At 36.0% G+C, this 17,018-nt stretch carries 14 protein-coding genes; 4 read left to right on the forward strand and 10 right to left on the reverse strand.

Annotated features, from left to right (window positions below; all coding sequences use genetic code 11):
- Window positions 1-121 precede the first annotated feature (121 nt).
- The 3 genes from EGS71_RS04845 to EGS71_RS04855 all read right to left on the reverse strand — a co-directional run bounded on the left by EGS71_RS04845 (window position 122) and on the right by EGS71_RS04855 (window position 2,790).
- The gene (locus EGS71_RS04845) at window positions 122-592 is read right to left on the reverse strand and encodes a hypothetical protein (protein WP_001123841.1); all 471 of its coding nucleotides are present in this window, start codon (window positions 590-592) and stop codon (window positions 122-124) included.
- Window positions 593-1,004: 412 nt separating this feature from the next.
- On the reverse strand, window positions 1,005-1,256 hold the full coding sequence (locus tag EGS71_RS04850; RefSeq protein ID WP_000179474.1) for a hypothetical protein: 252 nt from the start codon (window positions 1,254-1,256) through the stop codon (window positions 1,005-1,007).
- 298 nt (window positions 1,257-1,554) lie between these two features.
- Complete coding sequence (locus tag EGS71_RS04855) at window positions 1,555-2,790, reverse strand: mechanosensitive ion channel family protein (RefSeq protein WP_000345328.1); 1,236 nt, start codon at window positions 2,788-2,790, stop codon at window positions 1,555-1,557.
- A gap of 449 nt (window positions 2,791-3,239) precedes the next feature.
- Between EGS71_RS04855 and EGS71_RS04860 the strand changes: the two genes are divergently transcribed.
- Window positions 3,240-5,507 carry a TonB-dependent receptor gene (locus EGS71_RS04860; RefSeq protein WP_000527021.1) on the forward strand — a complete coding sequence of 756 codons (2,268 nt, stop codon included), beginning with the start codon at window positions 3,240-3,242 and terminating at the stop codon, window positions 5,505-5,507.
- A gap of 73 nt (window positions 5,508-5,580) precedes the next feature.
- Here the strand turns inward: EGS71_RS04860 and EGS71_RS04865 are convergent, their stop codons facing one another.
- Window positions 5,581-6,135 carry a TetR/AcrR family transcriptional regulator gene (locus EGS71_RS04865; protein ID WP_001133227.1) on the reverse strand — a complete coding sequence of 185 codons (555 nt, stop codon included), beginning with the start codon at window positions 6,133-6,135 and terminating at the stop codon, window positions 5,581-5,583.
- 710 nt (window positions 6,136-6,845) lie between these two features.
- On the opposite strand from EGS71_RS04865, the gene EGS71_RS04875 reads away from it, so the two are divergent.
- Both EGS71_RS04875 and EGS71_RS04880 read left to right on the forward strand, forming a co-directional pair.
- Entirely contained in the window at window positions 6,846-8,093 is a 1,248-nt protein-coding gene (locus tag EGS71_RS04875; RefSeq protein WP_002010312.1) for a serine hydrolase, read from the forward strand.
- Window positions 8,094-8,138: 45 nt separating this feature from the next.
- Window positions 8,139-8,567: a GNAT family N-acetyltransferase gene (locus EGS71_RS04880; protein WP_000406274.1), complete on the forward strand. Its 429-nt coding sequence runs from the start codon at window positions 8,139-8,141 to the stop codon at window positions 8,565-8,567.
- 94 nt (window positions 8,568-8,661) lie between these two features.
- On the opposite strand, the gene EGS71_RS04885 is transcribed toward EGS71_RS04880, so the two are convergent.
- Window positions 8,662-9,120, reverse strand: coding sequence for a hypothetical protein (locus tag EGS71_RS04885; protein ID WP_001127329.1), 459 nt, complete (start codon window positions 9,118-9,120; stop codon window positions 8,662-8,664).
- A gap of 251 nt (window positions 9,121-9,371) precedes the next feature.
- Window positions 9,372-9,566: a hypothetical protein gene (locus EGS71_RS04890; RefSeq protein WP_002010410.1), complete on the reverse strand. Its 195-nt coding sequence runs from the start codon at window positions 9,564-9,566 to the stop codon at window positions 9,372-9,374.
- A gap of 686 nt (window positions 9,567-10,252) precedes the next feature.
- On the opposite strand from EGS71_RS04890, the gene EGS71_RS04895 reads away from it, so the two are divergent.
- On the forward strand, window positions 10,253-11,863 hold the full coding sequence (locus tag EGS71_RS04895) for a bifunctional 3-(3-hydroxy-phenyl)propionate/3-hydroxycinnamic acid hydroxylase (protein WP_001077081.1): 1,611 nt from the start codon (window positions 10,253-10,255) through the stop codon (window positions 11,861-11,863).
- A gap of 34 nt (window positions 11,864-11,897) precedes the next feature.
- Here the strand turns inward: EGS71_RS04895 and EGS71_RS04900 are convergent, their stop codons facing one another.
- The 4 genes from EGS71_RS04900 to hcaD form a co-directional block, all read right to left on the reverse strand.
- Entirely contained in the window at window positions 11,898-12,794 is an 897-nt protein-coding gene (locus EGS71_RS04900) for a LysR substrate-binding domain-containing protein (protein WP_000423245.1), read from the reverse strand.
- Between the two features lies 1 nt (window position 12,795).
- The gene (locus EGS71_RS04905; RefSeq protein WP_000553351.1) at window positions 12,796-13,986 is read right to left on the reverse strand and encodes an MFS transporter; all 1,191 of its coding nucleotides are present in this window, start codon (window positions 13,984-13,986) and stop codon (window positions 12,796-12,798) included.
- 175 nt (window positions 13,987-14,161) lie between these two features.
- A complete protein-coding gene (gene mhpT, locus EGS71_RS04910; protein ID WP_001077903.1) occupies window positions 14,162-15,367 on the reverse strand; it encodes a 3-(3-hydroxy-phenyl)propionate transporter MhpT in 1,206 nt (401 codons plus the stop codon).
- Window positions 15,368-15,787: 420 nt separating this feature from the next.
- Entirely contained in the window at window positions 15,788-17,008 is a 1,221-nt protein-coding gene (gene hcaD, locus EGS71_RS04915; RefSeq protein ID WP_001025817.1) for a 3-phenylpropionate/cinnamic acid dioxygenase ferredoxin--NAD(+) reductase subunit, read from the reverse strand.
- Between the last annotated feature and the right edge of the window lie 10 nt (window positions 17,009-17,018).

The raw sequence follows: 17,018 nt of genomic DNA on the forward strand, positions 1-17,018 counted from the left end.
GAATTTTTTATGATGTAATTGTTTAAGTATGTATATGGCAAAAGAAAACCGCCCCAGAAGGCGGTTGCTGAAATTTTCCAGCGATTATAAAAGTGCGGTGGACACACACTTTTATATGGCTTTAAACCAGATTTATTTTTTTATTATTTTTCTGATATTCTTCAGAATTAAAATAATTCACAATCATCTTTGCATTTTCTTCCGATACTGCTTTTTTATTTTCAACTACCGTCTGAGCTTCTTTTTTTGCGTTAAAGTCGGCTGGCACAATACTTGAAAGTGGTGGTAATTTTGGCTGCCCGCCAACCGTGATTCTTTCAATAAAGCTCGCTAGCCACATAATATATTCACCTTTATTTTTATATTTAGGCATTAAACTCATGTCGAGTTTAATCGTGCATTCACTTAAAGGTTTACTTAGGCATTCTTCAAAATCGATAAAATTGTATTTGAGTTTACAGGGAGTTCCCTTTATCTCTTTACGAATAATACTGACCAAGTTATTTAGTTGTTCGATCAGGTTATCTGAAAACAATTTATCTTCTTCTAGTTTTTTATAAACCTTCTCGGCAATTATTAGAAATTTTGGCATATTTCCTTCCCTCTTATATTGACCATCGCGATTGATCAGACTTTTAGGGAAGTATGATGAATATATTATTGCAATATGTAAGTATTGAAATACCAAATGTAATCTATAAGAGTGTTCTGAAACTGACTTCCATAACGAACCACAGCAATGAATAGAAATGTAAAATCCATCACATTTTAACTCCGAAAAATTTTTATATTTAGTAATAATTTTCTAAAAAAATTAAGCTCATCAATAATATTATTTGACCGGTATTTTTTTGGTTTTTTGAGTAAAAAATAGAATATAGAAATATTTGAATTATTTTTATTTTACTGCCTTGCTGAATAACTAAGTTGCCTAGTCGAGGGGCTAGAACGTTAACCGTGTCTTCAGCAAGGTCTTTTATGATTATGTTTTAGTTTGATGCTGCTCACGCACCGCTTAAAGCTGCTTCAAACATTTCAATAATTGCTTTGGCTCCTTCTGCCTTTTGCCTTGCGTCCTGATCGTCAAAGATAACCGTTTCGTCATTTAGTTCACTCACATATCGCCGGGCTTCGTCTAGAGCTCTCCTTATTTTTTGTACTTTATGTTTGTTTACGTCTTTGGCAATGGTTGGCGCATATCCTCCACGTTTAGCGTTTTTAAGTTGTCTAGCTCTGTTCTCAATTGCTGTAGCCATTCAAACACTCCAACTCACCTAACAAATCTTAGTAAAGCAACTTTATTGTTTGTTATTCTTAAACATTTAGTATTTTCTTTGTTCAAAGTGTCAAATTTGTTACTTAAGCCTTACTCCTGCAAGTTTTAGATTGAGTTTGCTTAAAATCTTTTAAGCTACAATGTGCATGTAGCTTTCAAAGTCAACTTATACAGCTATTTAATAATAATTTTCTAAGAATAGTTATAAATTAATGTATAAAATTATTAAAAAGATGCTATCTATTTGAAAATAAAATAGATAGCACGCTAACAGTTGTTTATTCTACTGTTAATTTCTGAAAATCATGGCCTGAAGGTGCCTGATACACTCTTAAGCCAAACTCAGGCAAAATCGCAATCAGATGATCAAAAATATCTGACTGAATTGCTTCATAAGAAACCCATGCGGTGGTATTGGTAAATGCATAGATTTCTAATGGTAGACCTTCACTCGTTGGTTGTAGTTGGCGAACGATAAGCGTTTGATTTTGAGCAATCCCCTTATGCTGGCGCAAATAGAATTCAACATATGCTCTAAATGTTCCAATATTGGTTAAGCGTCTTTTGTTATAACGTGACTGACTACCTAAATGCTTATTAAATTCGTCAATCTCAGATTGCTTGGCATTGAGGTATTGATCTAGCAATAAAAAATCTTTGAGTTTTTGTTGCTCTTCTTCGGTCATGAAGTGCACGCTAGTTTGATCGATATAAAGAGAACGCTTCATACGGCGACAGCCCGCATTACTCATACCACGCCAGTTTTTAAAAGTGTCTGTCACTAGTTTATTGGTTGGAATCGTGGTGTATGTTTTATCAAAGTTTTGAACGGTCACTGTGTGCAATGAAATATCAATGACATCACCATCAGCATTGAGCGATGGCATTTCAATCCAGTCCCCAATACGTACCATGTCATAAGAGGCAATTTGTACACTCGCGACCAATGACAAAATCGTATTTTGGAAAACTAACATTAATACGGCTGCCATTGCACCGAAGCCAGCCAACAACGTAAATACATCCTTTTTCAGGAATGTACCCAAAATCATTAATCCGCAAACAACAAAAATAATGAGTTTAACGAGTTGCAAATAACCTTTAATCGGCTTGTTTCTAGATTTTGGATTACGCTGATAGATTAAATTAAATATATTTAATAATTCACTAATGGTGAGCGCAATCGTGAGAAAAATAAATGCCTGTGCGCCCATCTGTACTAAAGCAACCGCTTTTTCCGACAAATGCGGAACGGTAGTAATACCATTCATAATAACAATGGCCGGCACAATATTGGCAAATCGCTTAATGACACTATGCTGGGCAAAAACTGACTGGTTGAGTGACTTAATTTTAGTCACTAAATGACGTATTCCCCGAACAATAATTCTTTTGGCAATGAAATTTGCTAATGCAGCAAAAAGGATCAAAAGTGTGAGCGAAACTAGCATTTCTAGCCAAGGATAGTTGCTTAACTCAGCTTGAAGATCACGATAAAAATTAAAAAAATCCAAAACCTACACCTTAAAACTTTATTTTCAATAATTTTAAAGTGTTCATGTGTGATAGATTAAGGCTTGTTTACATATGTCGTCATAAATACAACAAGGAAGTAATATTCAATCGTAAAATTAGATAAAAGCTGATCACTACTATTCGACTAGACAATAAATAGATTAACAAGTATGGAATAGGTGGAAAGATATTGATCTCAAGTCACTGTTTCTCTTTGTACATATAAAAAAAGATTTTTATTCCTTAAGAATGCTACAGATGAACAAGTTTTAAGACTTTTAAAATGTATTAAATTAATCAAAACTCTTAACTCTCTTAGAAGATCTTTTGTTATTTATGTTTATTTAAGAGCCACAAATACTTCTATTATATAGATTAATAATATTATTAATTAAAATCATTCTCATTTATAATTCGACGAATTTACAATCACTCTCAGGGCGAGAAAATGGGAAATAAGATAAAAAGTAATAAACTTTTTACTAGGAAGTCTGAAGCAAAAAATATCATTCCACTTCTATCACTTGGTGGAGCCATCTTTCTCTCAAACTCGGCCTTTGCAGCCTCGCCTTCTGAGACAACAGATGCTGAAAAAAAACCTGAAGCACTCCCTACAATTACAATCACCGCTTCACGTGCAGATGAACTTTCTACATCTGCCAAACAAGTGACCAAGCTAGATGAAAAACAAATTGAACTTTTAAGAAATGGTTCATCTGGAAATATTGCAACTGTTTTAGCTAAAGCCGTACCGGGCCTTTCCGACTCAAGCCGAACCATTACCGATTATGGTCAAACTTTACGGGGCCGTAATGCCCTCATCTTGGTCGATGGCGTTCCAATGAACCTGACACGCGACACATCAAGAGGTCTTTCAGCTATCGACCCTGAAAGTATTGCTAACATTGAAGTCATTCGCGGTAGTAACGCAATTTATGGTGGTGGCGCTTCTGGCGGTATTATTTCAATTACCACGAAAGCTGCTGGCGGTGAACCTACCGCCAAAACAGTCGTTGGGCTTCAAACACCTTTAACAAATTTCCGTTCTAATGCTTTAAGTGGTGACATTCATCAATATTTCACAGGCAGCTTTAACGCTTTTGACTATGCACTCGACTTTGGTTACCAACGTATTGGTAGTCCGTACGATGCAAGTGGCGACCGTGTTGCCCCTGAACCAAGTCAAGGAGATTTATATGATGCCGATGCTTACAGCGTAGGCGGTAAGCTTGGTTATCATATTGATGACAACCAATATGTCCAGTTTGCTGCAAACTACTATAATGCCGAGCAAGACTCAGATTATGCATCTGACCCAAGTGTTAAAAAAGCTCCAGCTGGTACAGTGCCAGCAAAAGCCATTAAAGGCTTAAAGCTTAAAGACCAGACTAAAAACGAAAATCAGATTTACAATTTAACCTATAACCATAAAGACTTTTTTGGCAATAAAGTTGAAGCTCAAATTTATTACCGCGACTTCTTTACCCGTTTTTCACCATTTGATGCACGTGTTTCTGAAAATGAAGTCAGCCCACGTGGTGGACAAGTGGATCAGGTATCTCAAGAAAATAATGTACTCGGTAGCCGTTTAACTGTAACCACCCCCCTCGAGTTTTTAGGTGATACCTCATTGGTTTGGGGTGGCGACTTTAACCGTGAAAAAAGCGAAATGCCTTTAGATATTTTCGATTCTGATATTTATGACCAATCTGGTGGTCTAGAATTTGTAAAAACTGGCAAGCTCATTTACTTACCCGAACTCACCACGCAAAGTGTTGGTGGTTTTGTACAGTTAAAACACCGCTTTAATGACCAATGGTCGGCTGAAGCTGGTACGCGTTATGAAGACAGCTACGCGCAAATTGATAGCTTTATTCCACTATCACAACTTGATCCTGACACACAATCATATAAGCCCAACCCTTACACCGTTGAGGGCGGAAAAGTGAAAGCTGATGCATGGTTGTATAATGCTAATGTGACTTTCTCTCCAAATGATCAACACTCGATTTATGCATCTTTTAACCAAGGTTTCCAGTTGCCTGATGTCGGTGTAGTTATTCGCAATGCCAGCACAGGTTTTAATCTTGGTTCGTCATTCTTAGAGCCTGTAAAAGTTGATAACTATGAGTTAGGCTGGAAAGGAAACTTCAATAACTTCTCTTCAAGTTTAGCTATATTCCACTCTACTTCTGATCTTGGCGCTGTTCAACCAGTGAGTAATAGTTTGGTTATGCTTAGAACCAAAGAGAAAATCACTGGTGTTGAAGCAACTTTTGACTATCTGGACGATGCCAATGTTTGGGGAACCGGTGGTAGCGTTACGTGGATGAAAGGTCGTGAAAAACCTCAAGATGGTGCTGAACGAGACATGACGGGTTTCCGTATTCCACCATTAAAACTTACAGCTTACGTTTCTTATAGCCCAACTGAAACTTGGACCAACCGCCTACAAGCGACTTACTTCGGTTCAGAAGATTACCGCTTAAATGGCGTAAATAGTTTTGGTCGTTACGATGTAAAAACGTATACAACAGCAGATTTAATCAGTAGCTTTGCGCTTAACAAAAAAGACACTGTGACGATTGGTTTAGAGAACATGTTTAACCGCAAATACTATCCTCTCTATAGCCAATTATTAAGATCGGGTAATAACACTAGCCATTTAATGGCAAATGGTGCAACGCTGAAAGTTTCTTATAGCCATAAGTGGTAATTGAGATTTTAGTTAGTAACTAACATTATAAAAGCCCCATTATCGGGGCTTTTGTTTCTTATAGAGCGCTGTTCTAAGAAAACTTCGATATAAAATAATCTAATAGTTTATCCTTTTCATCCACTTGGTTGTTACCGAGTTGCTGAATGATTGTGCCCTCCACCATATATACAAATAGCTTGGCATCATTAAAAGAAGCATCCGCATTTAGCATTCTAAGCTGACTGTAAATTTCATTTTTGAGCCATGTTCTATAGCGCATTGCGGTCTGATAGGCGTTGGGATAACTATTTTTAATCTCAAAAATAGCTTTAAATAATAAGTAATACGGCCCTTCTAAATCGGTATGTAAATAATAAAGCTTTTTGAGTTTATCTATTGCGGCAGTGTTTAAGTCATACTCGACCATTGCGACCACTTGTTCTTGGAGCTTTTCTTTTTGCACCATCAGGCAGATTTCAATAAGTCGCTCTTTGGAGTGAAAGTAATTATAAAAAGTGGCTTTCGTAATTTCTGATTCTTTCACTATTCTGTCGATCCCAATAAGGTGGAACCCACGGTGATGAAACAGATCAATCGCTTTATTTACAACGTATAAGGCACGTGTTGGGAGAACTAAATTTGGCATAGTTTTACCGTTATAAAATTTTTTGTTGGATGTAGAGATAAAAAAGCCTGTGCCCTTTTTGGGAGAAAAAAGGCACAGCAAAGCCGTAAAGACTGTGCTTGGCACATCTCAAGTTTTATTATTGATACAAATTTTTGAGCCGTAATAACCTAAAGCCTGAAAACCCTAAAGGCCATCAAGCTGTTTAAAGATGATTTAAGTAGTATCGTTATAGCTTTTGGCAGTGAGAGCCAAGAAATAATGAATGCGCAAAGCCAACTCCTTCTATTGGGAGTTCTGCCAGGCATTAAAATTATGGTGGCAACGGAAGCGGGTTAGCAGACTTGGTAATACACAAGCACACCCAAAGGTGTCCCACTCCCGTCCTACCGCTACAGGAGGAGACGAGAAGCTTACACACAAGACTATTCCTCAGAAGGAATAATTCTGATGCGGTATTACAGGCGGTCTGCTAAAACCGACTGGTAATGTAGGCCAGTCCGGAAAGGATATTATCCAAGTTACGTGCAGTCAAGCACGCAAAATGCTATTTGCTTTAAAATAAGTCATTAAAAAGTAAGGGTAAATAATTTAGCTTCATTATTAAATGAGGGTTTATAAAATCGAAGAAATTTATATAGATATATAAGTTTTGATGGGCCAAAATGAATGCTTATTTTAAAACCATTTATAAAAACCTGTAGATGAGTCTGAATATAAGAGGACATTTAATGAAGAACTTTCTCACCAAGAAAATGTACGTAACTAGAGCTTTATTTTTTGCTGTAGGCGTTATGGCTTTGGATGTTTCCCCTATAGTTATTTCTAATACTCATGCAGCGACAGAACAAAAAATGGATAATTTATCGACTACACTTTCATTAATTTTTGCAGATAAACCCATAGAAGCTTCTTTATTTAGCCCTCAATTTTTAGGACAAGTTTCCATCACACAAATTCAAAAAATTGTTGATGATTTAAAAGTCTCTTTAGGTGCTCTTAAAAGTATTAATGTTTCAAATGGCTCTGGGACTATTGATTTCGAAAAAGGAGAATTACCCGTTTCAATTAGCTTAAATGAGCAAGGACAAATTAGTACTCTTTGGTTTAGCGCGCCTCATTTTAAGACAATAAGCCTAGACGAAATGGTTAAAGGTCTACATGAAAATACAATCGGTAAAACATCTCTTTTAGTTATTGTAGATAACAAGCCTGTGGTTGTAGAAAACGATAAAACTCCTATGGCTGTCGGTTCGACTTTTAAATTACTGGTTTTAAAAGCTTATGAAGATGCAATAAAAAAAGGCGAATTAAAAAGAGAAACTATTGTTTCTTTAAAAGAAAAGAATCGCTCATTGCCAACAGGAGTTTTACAAAACTTGCCTGCTAGTACACCTGTAAATCTCGAACTTCTTGCGCAGTTAATGATACAAATTAGCGATAATACAGCAACAGATAGCTTGATAGAGGTATTAAAGAAACCTCGTATAGAAGCGTTGTCACCTAGGAATTCTCCTCTGCTGACCACACGAGAGCTATTTCAACTGATTGACCCAAGTAATGAAAAGCTCAGAAATAAGTTTAAAACAGGAACAAAGTCGACTCGTCTAGAAGTACTCGCTGAGCTAGACAAACTACCGCTACCGAATGTGAGTAGTATTGGAAAATCGGCTACTTGGCAAGATGCTGAATGGTATATGTCAGCCAATGAGATTTGTCCTCTGCTTGAAAGTGTTCAAGATGCTCCTGCTCTGAACAGTTCTTTAAATCCACTTTTTAAAAATTTAAATTGGCAAAAGATTGGTTTCAAAGGTGGATCCGAATACGGCGTCATCAACTTTTCTGTAATTGGAAAAACTCAAAAAGGCCATAAAGTGTGCGCCGTATTTACCGCAAATGGAAATGAACCACAGCCTGAGTCTAAACTAGCACTATTATTTACTGGAATACTTCAAGCTGTTGATTCTATGAATTATTAGACATAAAAGATTAAAAAATTGAAGATAATATTTAAAGGAAGAATAATGGAAATTTCATTAAGATTCGCGACCCCTGCCGATCTCAAAGCTATAAACGAACGCTATGCCAAAATTGATTTTGTACCATCACATGATGATGAACTTATTGTACTAGCTTCTATTAGTGAGAAAACTGTTGGTCAAGGTAGAGTTGTAGGTATTGATGCTAACAGCGGCGAGCTTGGTGGAATTTATGTTTTTCCGGGCAATGAAGGATTAGGAATCGCCCGTAAGGTAGTTGATTTCTTAATTAAAAATTCAGATTTTTCTATGCTTTACTGTTTACCCTTTGCCGAGTTAGAAGGCTTTTACGGCTCTATGGGTTTTGCTGCTGTGAAAGATATGGCTCAGGTTCCAGAAGCTGTACTAAAAAAACATGAGTGGTGTAACAGTAATTACGACAAACCGGTTTTGCTTTTAGAAAGAAGTAAATAAAAGAATATCTATAAAAAAACCGCCCCAGAAGGCGGTGGCTGAATTTAAACCAGCAATATATAGAAGTATGGTGGACGAATACTTCTATATTCTTTTACGAAGGAGTTTTTTTGGTTTTCATAAAATCTTCCGATTTAAAATATTTAATAATCATATCTGCATGCTCTTCTTTAGGAGGAGCAACAGTCACAGGAAATGATTCTTTAGAAATTTTAAATCCGTGCGGAATTAATTGTGAAATTGGTGGAAATTTAGGTTTTCCACCATCGGTAATTCGCTCGATAAAACTTGCTAACCAGAGCAAATACTCTCCTTCGTTTTCAAACTTCGGCATTACACTTAGATCAACTTTGACTTTACATTCACAAAGAGGCTTCGTGAGCTGCTCGTCAAAATCAATATAATTGAACTTAAGTTTAAACTCAGTCCCTTTAATGGCCTTACGTATCTGACTGATTAAACAATTCAGATTTTGTGTAAGGTCATTGGTGAATAAGTCGTCTTTTTTAATATTCTTATAAACCTTTTCAGCCACGGCTAAATACTTTGGCATTTTTACCCTCCTCAATCTCAATTGTTATAAATTTTTGATCTTAAAATGTTTTATGGTTCTGATTATGATTAAACAAATGTAAAGGAGTGAAACAATATTATACTCAAACGTAAGTAGTTAAAGTTTTATGTAAAGGTTACTGGACAATCACCTAAAAAAATTATGGTTTTAATAACTCATCCGCAATTTTTTTTAAATATTATTATTTTTTTAAATATTTATTTTCAATTAAAATTTATCATTTGGTAAAATTAATACGATCTTATTTGCTGATCTCGTCTTACGAGTCCTAAAACTGATCTACGAACTCTTATTTCATCTTCAGAAAATGGTAAATGCTCTTTTAGCTCATCTATAGAAAGTGAATTATTTTCTATTAAAAAACAGTCTTGTTCGGTCGTCCAACGTGAAGCTATTGATTCAGTTTGTTTCCAGTAACGTTTCATATGCCCTAGTAAATTAATCAGTCTAAAAGCTTACGATGAGTGCAAGCTTTTTATAGATTTTGTGCAGAAAGAAGAGTAGGAATAGTACCGAAATACTCAAAAATAAAAAAGCCAAACACCTCAATAAAACATTGTTAACTATTTCAAATGACTTTTTCGGTAATAAATGACATGCTAAATTATTAAATTTTTACTAATAGGAAAGAATGAAATTGAAGCATGACTTTCCCTCACGCTTTGTTTTCTGTTCACATAGAATTTTCTGGCAGCGGCCTGTTTTGCGCTTGCTGCTGGTAAGCAAAGCTGGTCTACAGAACAAAGAGCCCGTTATGCTCAGGAATAATTTTAAGCTCATGTAGTGCCAAAATTACTAATGAGCTAAAGTATTATTCTCTTTAATACCCCATACAAATGTTCTAAATATTTATTTAAGCCGTGTATATAAATTAATTTTTTAATATACAAATTAAATTCTAATATTAATTTCTTTCAATTATAATTTAAAACAATGATGGGATTAAAAAAACCTATTACAAAATATTTAAAAATCCTTTAAATACAATACATTAAAATCAATAAAGCATACTTAACCCTTTAAAAAATCGTCTTATTAAACTATTGATTAAATTTAGCTTTGTTTCAATTTTGATATTAATAAGAAAACTAGATAGTAAGGGATATTTACTGTGAATCAGACTCAACATCACACCACGGAAGTTGCAATTTTAGGTGCAGGCCCAGTTGGGTTAACAATTGCAAATTATTTAAGTAAACAAGGTGTACAAGTTACTGTTATTGAACAACTAGACCAACTCATTGATTATCCAAGAGCGATTGGTATTGATGATGAATCATTACGTACAATTCAGTCAGTAGGGTTAATCAAACAAGTTTTACCGCACACCACCCCTAATCATGCTATGCGGTTTTTAACACCCAAAGGTCGCTGTTTTGCGGATATCCAGCCTATGACTCGCGAATTTGGCTGGCCACGTCGTAATGCATTTATCCAACCCCAAGTTGACCGTGTTTTACTGGAAGGTTTAGCAGCCTATCCAACCACGGAGGTGCGTTTTTCACGTCAATTAAATAGCTTCACTCAAGACAAAGACCATGTAACTTTAAATTTAACGACTAAAGATCAAAAGCAGGAAATTGTTCAAGCGCAGTATTTAATCGCTTGCGATGGCGGGAATTCATTTGTACGCCGTACACTTAACATTAATTTTGAGGGTGAAACTGCTCCAAACCAATGGATTGTTATTGACCTTGCCAACGATCCACTAGCGACGCCTCATGTATATTTATGCTGTGATCCAGTACGTCCTTATGTATCGGCTGCTTTACCACATGGTATTCGTCGTTTTGAGTTTATGGTAATGCCAGGAGAAACTCAGGAAGAACTAAGTAAACCCGAAAATATTAATCGTTTATTGCGTAAAGTTTTACCACATACCGACAATATTGAAGTAATTCGTCAACGTGTCTATACGCACAATGCACGTATTGCAGACCGTTTCCGTGTAGACCGTATTTTATTAGCTGGAGATGCAGCGCATATTATGCCTGTATGGCAAGGCCAAGGTTACAATAGTGGCATGCGTGATGCTTTTAACCTTGCTTGGAAGATGGCTTTAGTCATCAAAAAAGTTGCAGGCCCAGAAATTCTAGATAGTTACCAATTAGAAAGAAGAGATCATGCTCAAGCCATGATTAATTTATCTGTTCTGGCAGGCCATGTACTTGCTCCACCAAAGAAATGGCAAGGTGTTGTGCGTGATGGTATTGCATACGTATTAAATTACATACAACCAATAAAACGTTATTTGTTAGAAATGCGTTTTAAACCCATGCCAAAATATCATCAAGGCATCTTGGCACCCTTTCCAGAAAAAAATACGCCTGTCGGAAAGATGTTCATCCAGCCTCATGTTCAGCTTGAAAATAAAGACAAAATTTTACTCGACGAAGTGATTGGCAATAACTTTGCTATTCTTGCTTGGGGAGTTAATCCTACTTGGGGTATATCACCAAATGTAATGAAAAAATGGGATAAGTTAGGAATCAAGTTTATTCAAGTCGTACCAGCTGTTCAGTTAGATGCACCGAACCGTTCTTCTCATGAACATGTAATTACTATTGGCGATGTAGATACTGAAATTCGCTCTTGGTTCAGTCAAACGAATCAATCTATGGTGATTTTAAGACCTGATCGTTTTATAGCAGGACTCGCTATTCCTCAAACAGTAAACAGTATAAGTGAAGAGTTGTTCCAAAAAATGCATTTGGTCATCTAAAAGTAATTAAGCCATTCTTTAGAATGGCTTTTTTTTAAAAGGAAAAATTTAGATGAAACTGTTTTTTAAGTACATCCAAAATTAAATCTATAGCTTTGTTAACATGGTCTTTTCTATAAGAAACATATAAACCTATCATAGGCAAAGGTTCTACGGTTTTTTTTACTACAATTTTATCTCCTAAAAGTGGGATGACATACTGAGGAACGAGACTCCATCCAATTTCCATTCCAACCAAGTTAACATTCAGTAAAATGTTAGTTGAGTACTGTACGACATTGATATTAAGTTTAGATTTTTTAAAAAATCCATCAATAATTCGATAAAGTTCAGGTGAAGCTTCTTCATTACACATCACAAAGTTATGGTGCTCAAAACTTTTTATACTGATGCGTTCCTGTTGAGCATCTGGAGAGTTTTTAGGAATAATTAAAGTCAACGGTTCTTGAAAGATTTGAATAGAAACTAATTCATTTGTATTAGCCCCGTAACGGGTAAAAGCAATATCTATCTCGCCCTTCTTAAGCGCCTGTAGTTGAGCATCATCGGTTAAGCTTTGAAAATCAATTGTAAGCTCTGGGAAATGTGCTCTAATATTCGGCATGATGTAAGGGAAAACTTTCATTTCAGCTGCTGGAACAAAACCAATATTTAATTGTTCTTGTTCAACTTTTGCAGTTTGTCTAGCCAAGCTAATAGCTTTCTCTGTGTGCTCTAATATAATCAAAGCTTCTTTAAAAAAAACTTCCCCTGCTTTTGTAAGCTCGACTTTTCGCTTGCTACGTATAAAAAGTTGAACACCAACTTCATCTTCTAAATCTTTAATTTGCTGGCTGAGCGAAGGCTGTACCGTATGCATTCGTAATGCCGCTTTTGTAAAATTCAGCTCTTCAGCAACCGCAACAAAATAACGTAAGTGACGTAATTCCATGTCATATCCCAATTTTTGTCTTTATATCTCGATTACATAGCCAACGATATAAAAATAAAGTCATTATCGTTACCCATGCACACAACTGGTAAGTTTTTTCATAGCCTATTTGAGCAATAATAAGTCCTACCAGAACCGAACCAATTGCCAGCCCTAAATCAAATAAAGTAAAAAAGGTTGAAACCGCATACCCAATTCTGTTTTTCTCAACCGTTTGTATAGCCATCGTTTGAAAAACAGGAAAAAGTGATCCGTACCCTGCACCAATTAAAACCGCAGCAAACCAATATTCCCACTGGGTTTGCATTTGACTCACCAAGAATAATCCTACCGCAAAAAGAATAAACGAAGGATAAACCACTGAGTTAGCTCCTCTTTTATCGTACGAATAGCCAACCCAAGGACGCGCGATAATCATTGATATTGCAAAGATAATAAAAAAAATACTTGTTTCAGCAAGTAAGTGTTTCGTTTCGCTATAGACACTAATGAAACTCATAATGCTTGAATAAGCCATGGCAACAAATAATGCAACCACCCCTATAGGTACCACTCTCCTTTCGATAATACCGTTTAAAGAAATTTTTTGCTTTGCTTGAACCCACTGTCTATCTTTTAACGAAGACACAGGTATAAGAAAGCAAAAAACCAAACCTAGACACACAATTAAAGTGAGAAGAATAAATAGATTATAAAAACTAGTGTAACGCAGAGTAGCTAGTGCAATCATCGGCCCAAATACAACTGCAAAATTCGTAGACATGACAAAATATCCCATGCCTTCGCCTTTCCTCTGCTCTGGGATGAATTCATTCACAATAGGTACGGTTACTGTAGTTAAAATACTAAACCAGATTCCATGCACGAATCGGATCAACAGTAATACCCATAGTTGATTTATAAATAAATAACCAAAGGCCAAAAATGCAAACAGTAATCCTGAACCGCGCAATGCAGTTTTTTCGCCTAAGCGTTCAATGATCAAACCAGCAAAAGGACGAATGGCAATCGATGAAATCAAGAATAAAGTTAGTGCCAAACCTGCCTGACTAATTGAACCAGATAATTCTTTTAAAATATAAAGAGGTAATATGGTGAGTAAAGCATAGTAATAAATGAATAAAAAAAGGTTGTTCAATACACAAAGGATAAATGAACGATTCCAAAGCTTTTCATTGGCAATTGGGTGCATTTTTCTTACTCAATTAAGGTTTTTATTTAAAATACGAAGTCAATTCATCTGACATTTACAATCATTGATTTGCTCTAAACTTAGAGTGGATAGACTTGAGGGCTTCTTGAATTGAAATAAAATGAAAAAAGCTCCCAGAGCTGAGCTTTTTTCATTGTTCTATTTGGACTTTGGACTATTTAGCCTGATGTAATCGACGAATTACCAAAAGCATCAGTAATGCTGAAATGACAATTCCAGGAATAGCAGCGGAAATAACACCTGTAGCACCGCTTCCCATTGCGAGTAATTGACCAGCAATTGCGGGACCTAACATTGCACCAATACGTCCAACCGCTGCGGCACTGCCTACACCAGTTGCCCGAATCTCTGTTGGATATACGATACTGCCAAAAGCATATAAAACGCCTTGTCCACCAATAGTAAATGTCCCCATTAAGGCTGCGGCTGCATACATTGCAGTTAGATTTCCAGCTCCATTTAAACTAAATAAACCAGCTAAAATACCTATATACATAAGGATAATCACATAGGCTTTATTCCAGCGGTCAATCAAAATACCCAGTACAACAGTCCCAATGGCAGCTCCCATTTGGAAAAATACTTGAGCTAAACTGCCCTGTTGACGAGAGAATCCCAACTCCATAAATAGAGACGGTAACCAACTCAACATGATGTAAACCACCATCAAGGTAAAAAAATAGCTTGCCCACAGTAATAAAGTCTGTGAAGCATAATTATTTTGAAAAAGATTTTTAAAAGAGCTTTGTATGTGGGTAATCGATTTATCTTGAAATCTCGTTTGTAAAAACTCTCGAGATTCAGGTAAAAATTTGATCATAAGAGGAAGTACCAAGAGTGGAACAACTCCCCCTACATAGAAAATCGTTTGCCAGTGACCGCTTACATCGTAGGCTGCTAATAAAGATACTAAGATAGCTCCTATTGGCATACCACAGTACATTAGACCAACGGCACGACCACGATTTTCGTTAGAAACAGCTTCTGAAACAAGAGCAATCAAATTCGGCATCGCAGCCCCTAAACCTGCTCCAGCAAGAAAGCGTACTAATAGCAAAGTATAGAAAGTATTTACCCAGACTGTAAAAAGCGTAAATACAGCAAAAATAGCCACAGCCCCGATCAACACCATTTTACGACCAATACGATCGGCATAACGTCCACCCATTAACGCGCCTGGTAGTAAACCCAATATTCCTGCACTAAAAAAAATACCTAGTTGAGAGCTATTTAAACCAAAGGATTCTCGAATACCTACAGCCGCAATACCGGCTGCCTGTATATCAATTCCCTCAATCACAGCAATTAGAAAACAAATAGCGATCGTAATAATAGAGTGCTTATTTCCTGCACGGTTCATAGAAAAATCCTTTTCTATCAATTTGAAAAATCTCAGCACATCATTTATTAATCACTTTGATTTCGACATTAGCCTTAAGTTTTATACATTCAAAAAAAACAACAAAGAAAACTTTATCCTCTTCTTTAAAATATTTTATTTTTAGACAAATTAATTATAATAAAATTAAAAACTAAATTAAATTTCAAATACTTAAAAACAATTAAAGGGGTTTTTAAAATTTATATATCTAAAAAAGATATTAATCATGATGAAACAAAACTGCTTTCTCAATAGTTAAGAGTTATTATACAGTTCAAATTAAGTATTAATGCTTTCGATTTCTAAGAGATATCTATAATCAGGCATAAAAAAACCGTCATATAATCATGACGGTTTTTCTTTTCAATATTAAATAGGCTTTTAGTATAACAAGGCTATTTAAATTAATTTTCGCAATTCAATTGATATATCTAGTAATTTTTCTTTATCAAAGGCGCTAGAACTAGAAACTAATTTTTTTAAGTGTCTAACATCACGCGCCTGATTGACTGCAATACCCGCAACAACGATGCCTTGATCTAACCCGAATAAGGTAAATCCTACATTTTGGTCTTCTTGCGGATTCATATTGCCTCGTATATGCCATTCTTTTGCAGACATATCTCCAACGAATTGAAAATTAAAATCATATTGATCTGTCCAGAACCATGATGGATTAGCTTGAGGTTGTGCTAACCCCATGACATGACGAGCAAAAGTACCTGCTTGATTATTGGCATTTTCCCAAGTTTCAATACGGGCATAATTACCATCTGAACGCAACTGAGTTGCTACATCACCAGCAGCATAAATATCAGGATTTGAAGTTTGGCAGTTTTCATTCACTTTAATAGCAAAATCGACATCTAAACCAGCATCTATGGCCAATTGAGCATTCGGTACAATCCCAATGCCATAAATAACAGCATCGGCAATTAACTCTTCACCACTGTCCAATAGCATGACAATTTCTTCACCACGAAGTTTAGTTTCAACAATTTTCACATTTAATCGAACATCAACACCTCGGCTACGGTGTTGATCCAATAGAAACTCACTAATAATTGCTGGCGAACGCCCCATAATCATTGGGCTTTGTTCTAGCACAACTACATCACAACCCTTAAAGCGAGCGCTAGATGCTAATTCTAGACCAATCACTCCACCACCGATCAATACAATACGCTTTTCTGGCTGTAGTACAGAAAATAATGCTTGCGAGTCCTCTAAATTCCGTAGGGTATAAACATTTTTTCCTAATATATCAAAAATAGGAAGACGCCGAGGTGCACCACCTGTTGCCAACAACAACTTGTCATAATGGACATGTTCACCACTTTCCAAAATTACTTGATATTGTTCAGGTACAATCTTTACAACAGCATTTCCCTTAATAAACTCAACACCTAAGTCTTCTAACTTCTGTTGAGACAGAATCTCAATTTTAGTCTGTTCAGGTCTTAGAATCATATCTTTAGACAAAGGCGGACGCTCATAAGGTAAATGAGGTTCATCACCTATTAAAATGATTTTACCGTCGTAATTGTTATTACGTAGTTCCAGAATTGCACTTGCACCTGCTTGCCCAGCACCGATGATGACAATAGTTTGAATATTCATCGCCTTATCC

Source organism: Acinetobacter sp. FDAARGOS_559 (genome assembly GCF_003940475.1).
Taxonomy (GTDB): Bacteria; Pseudomonadota; Gammaproteobacteria; order Pseudomonadales; family Moraxellaceae; genus Acinetobacter; species Acinetobacter baumannii.

What these genes read in the sequence shown, in the direction of transcription:
- EGS71_RS04875 (WP_002010312.1), top strand. Translation starts at nt 6,846, where the DNA reads ATGAAGAACTTTCTCACCAAGAAAATGTACGTAACTAGAGCTTTATTT.
- EGS71_RS04880 (WP_000406274.1), top strand. Translation starts at nt 8,139, where the DNA reads ATGGAAATTTCATTAAGATTCGCGACCCCTGCCGATCTCAAAGCTATA.
- EGS71_RS04885 (WP_001127329.1), bottom strand. Translation starts at nt 9,120, where the DNA reads ATGCCAAAGTATTTAGCCGTGGCTGAAAAGGTTTATAAGAATATTAAA.
- EGS71_RS04845 (WP_001123841.1), bottom strand. Translation starts at nt 592, where the DNA reads ATGCCAAAATTTCTAATAATTGCCGAGAAGGTTTATAAAAAACTAGAA.
- EGS71_RS04860 (WP_000527021.1), top strand. Translation starts at nt 3,240, where the DNA reads ATGGGAAATAAGATAAAAAGTAATAAACTTTTTACTAGGAAGTCTGAA.
- mhpT (WP_001077903.1), bottom strand. Translation starts at nt 15,367, where the DNA reads ATGAACCGTGCAGGAAATAAGCACTCTATTATTACGATCGCTATTTGT.
- EGS71_RS04850 (WP_000179474.1), bottom strand. Translation starts at nt 1,256, where the DNA reads ATGGCTACAGCAATTGAGAACAGAGCTAGACAACTTAAAAACGCTAAA.
- EGS71_RS04865 (WP_001133227.1), bottom strand. Translation starts at nt 6,135, where the DNA reads ATGCCAAATTTAGTTCTCCCAACACGTGCCTTATACGTTGTAAATAAA.
- EGS71_RS04890 (WP_002010410.1), bottom strand. Translation starts at nt 9,566, where the DNA reads ATGAAACGTTACTGGAAACAAACTGAATCAATAGCTTCACGTTGGACG.
- hcaD (WP_001025817.1), bottom strand. Translation starts at nt 17,008, where the DNA reads ATGAATATTCAAACTATTGTCATCATCGGTGCTGGGCAAGCAGGTGCA.
- EGS71_RS04900 (WP_000423245.1), bottom strand. Translation starts at nt 12,794, where the DNA reads ATGGAATTACGTCACTTACGTTATTTTGTTGCGGTTGCTGAAGAGCTG.
- EGS71_RS04905 (WP_000553351.1), bottom strand. Translation starts at nt 13,986, where the DNA reads ATGCACCCAATTGCCAATGAAAAGCTTTGGAATCGTTCATTTATCCTT.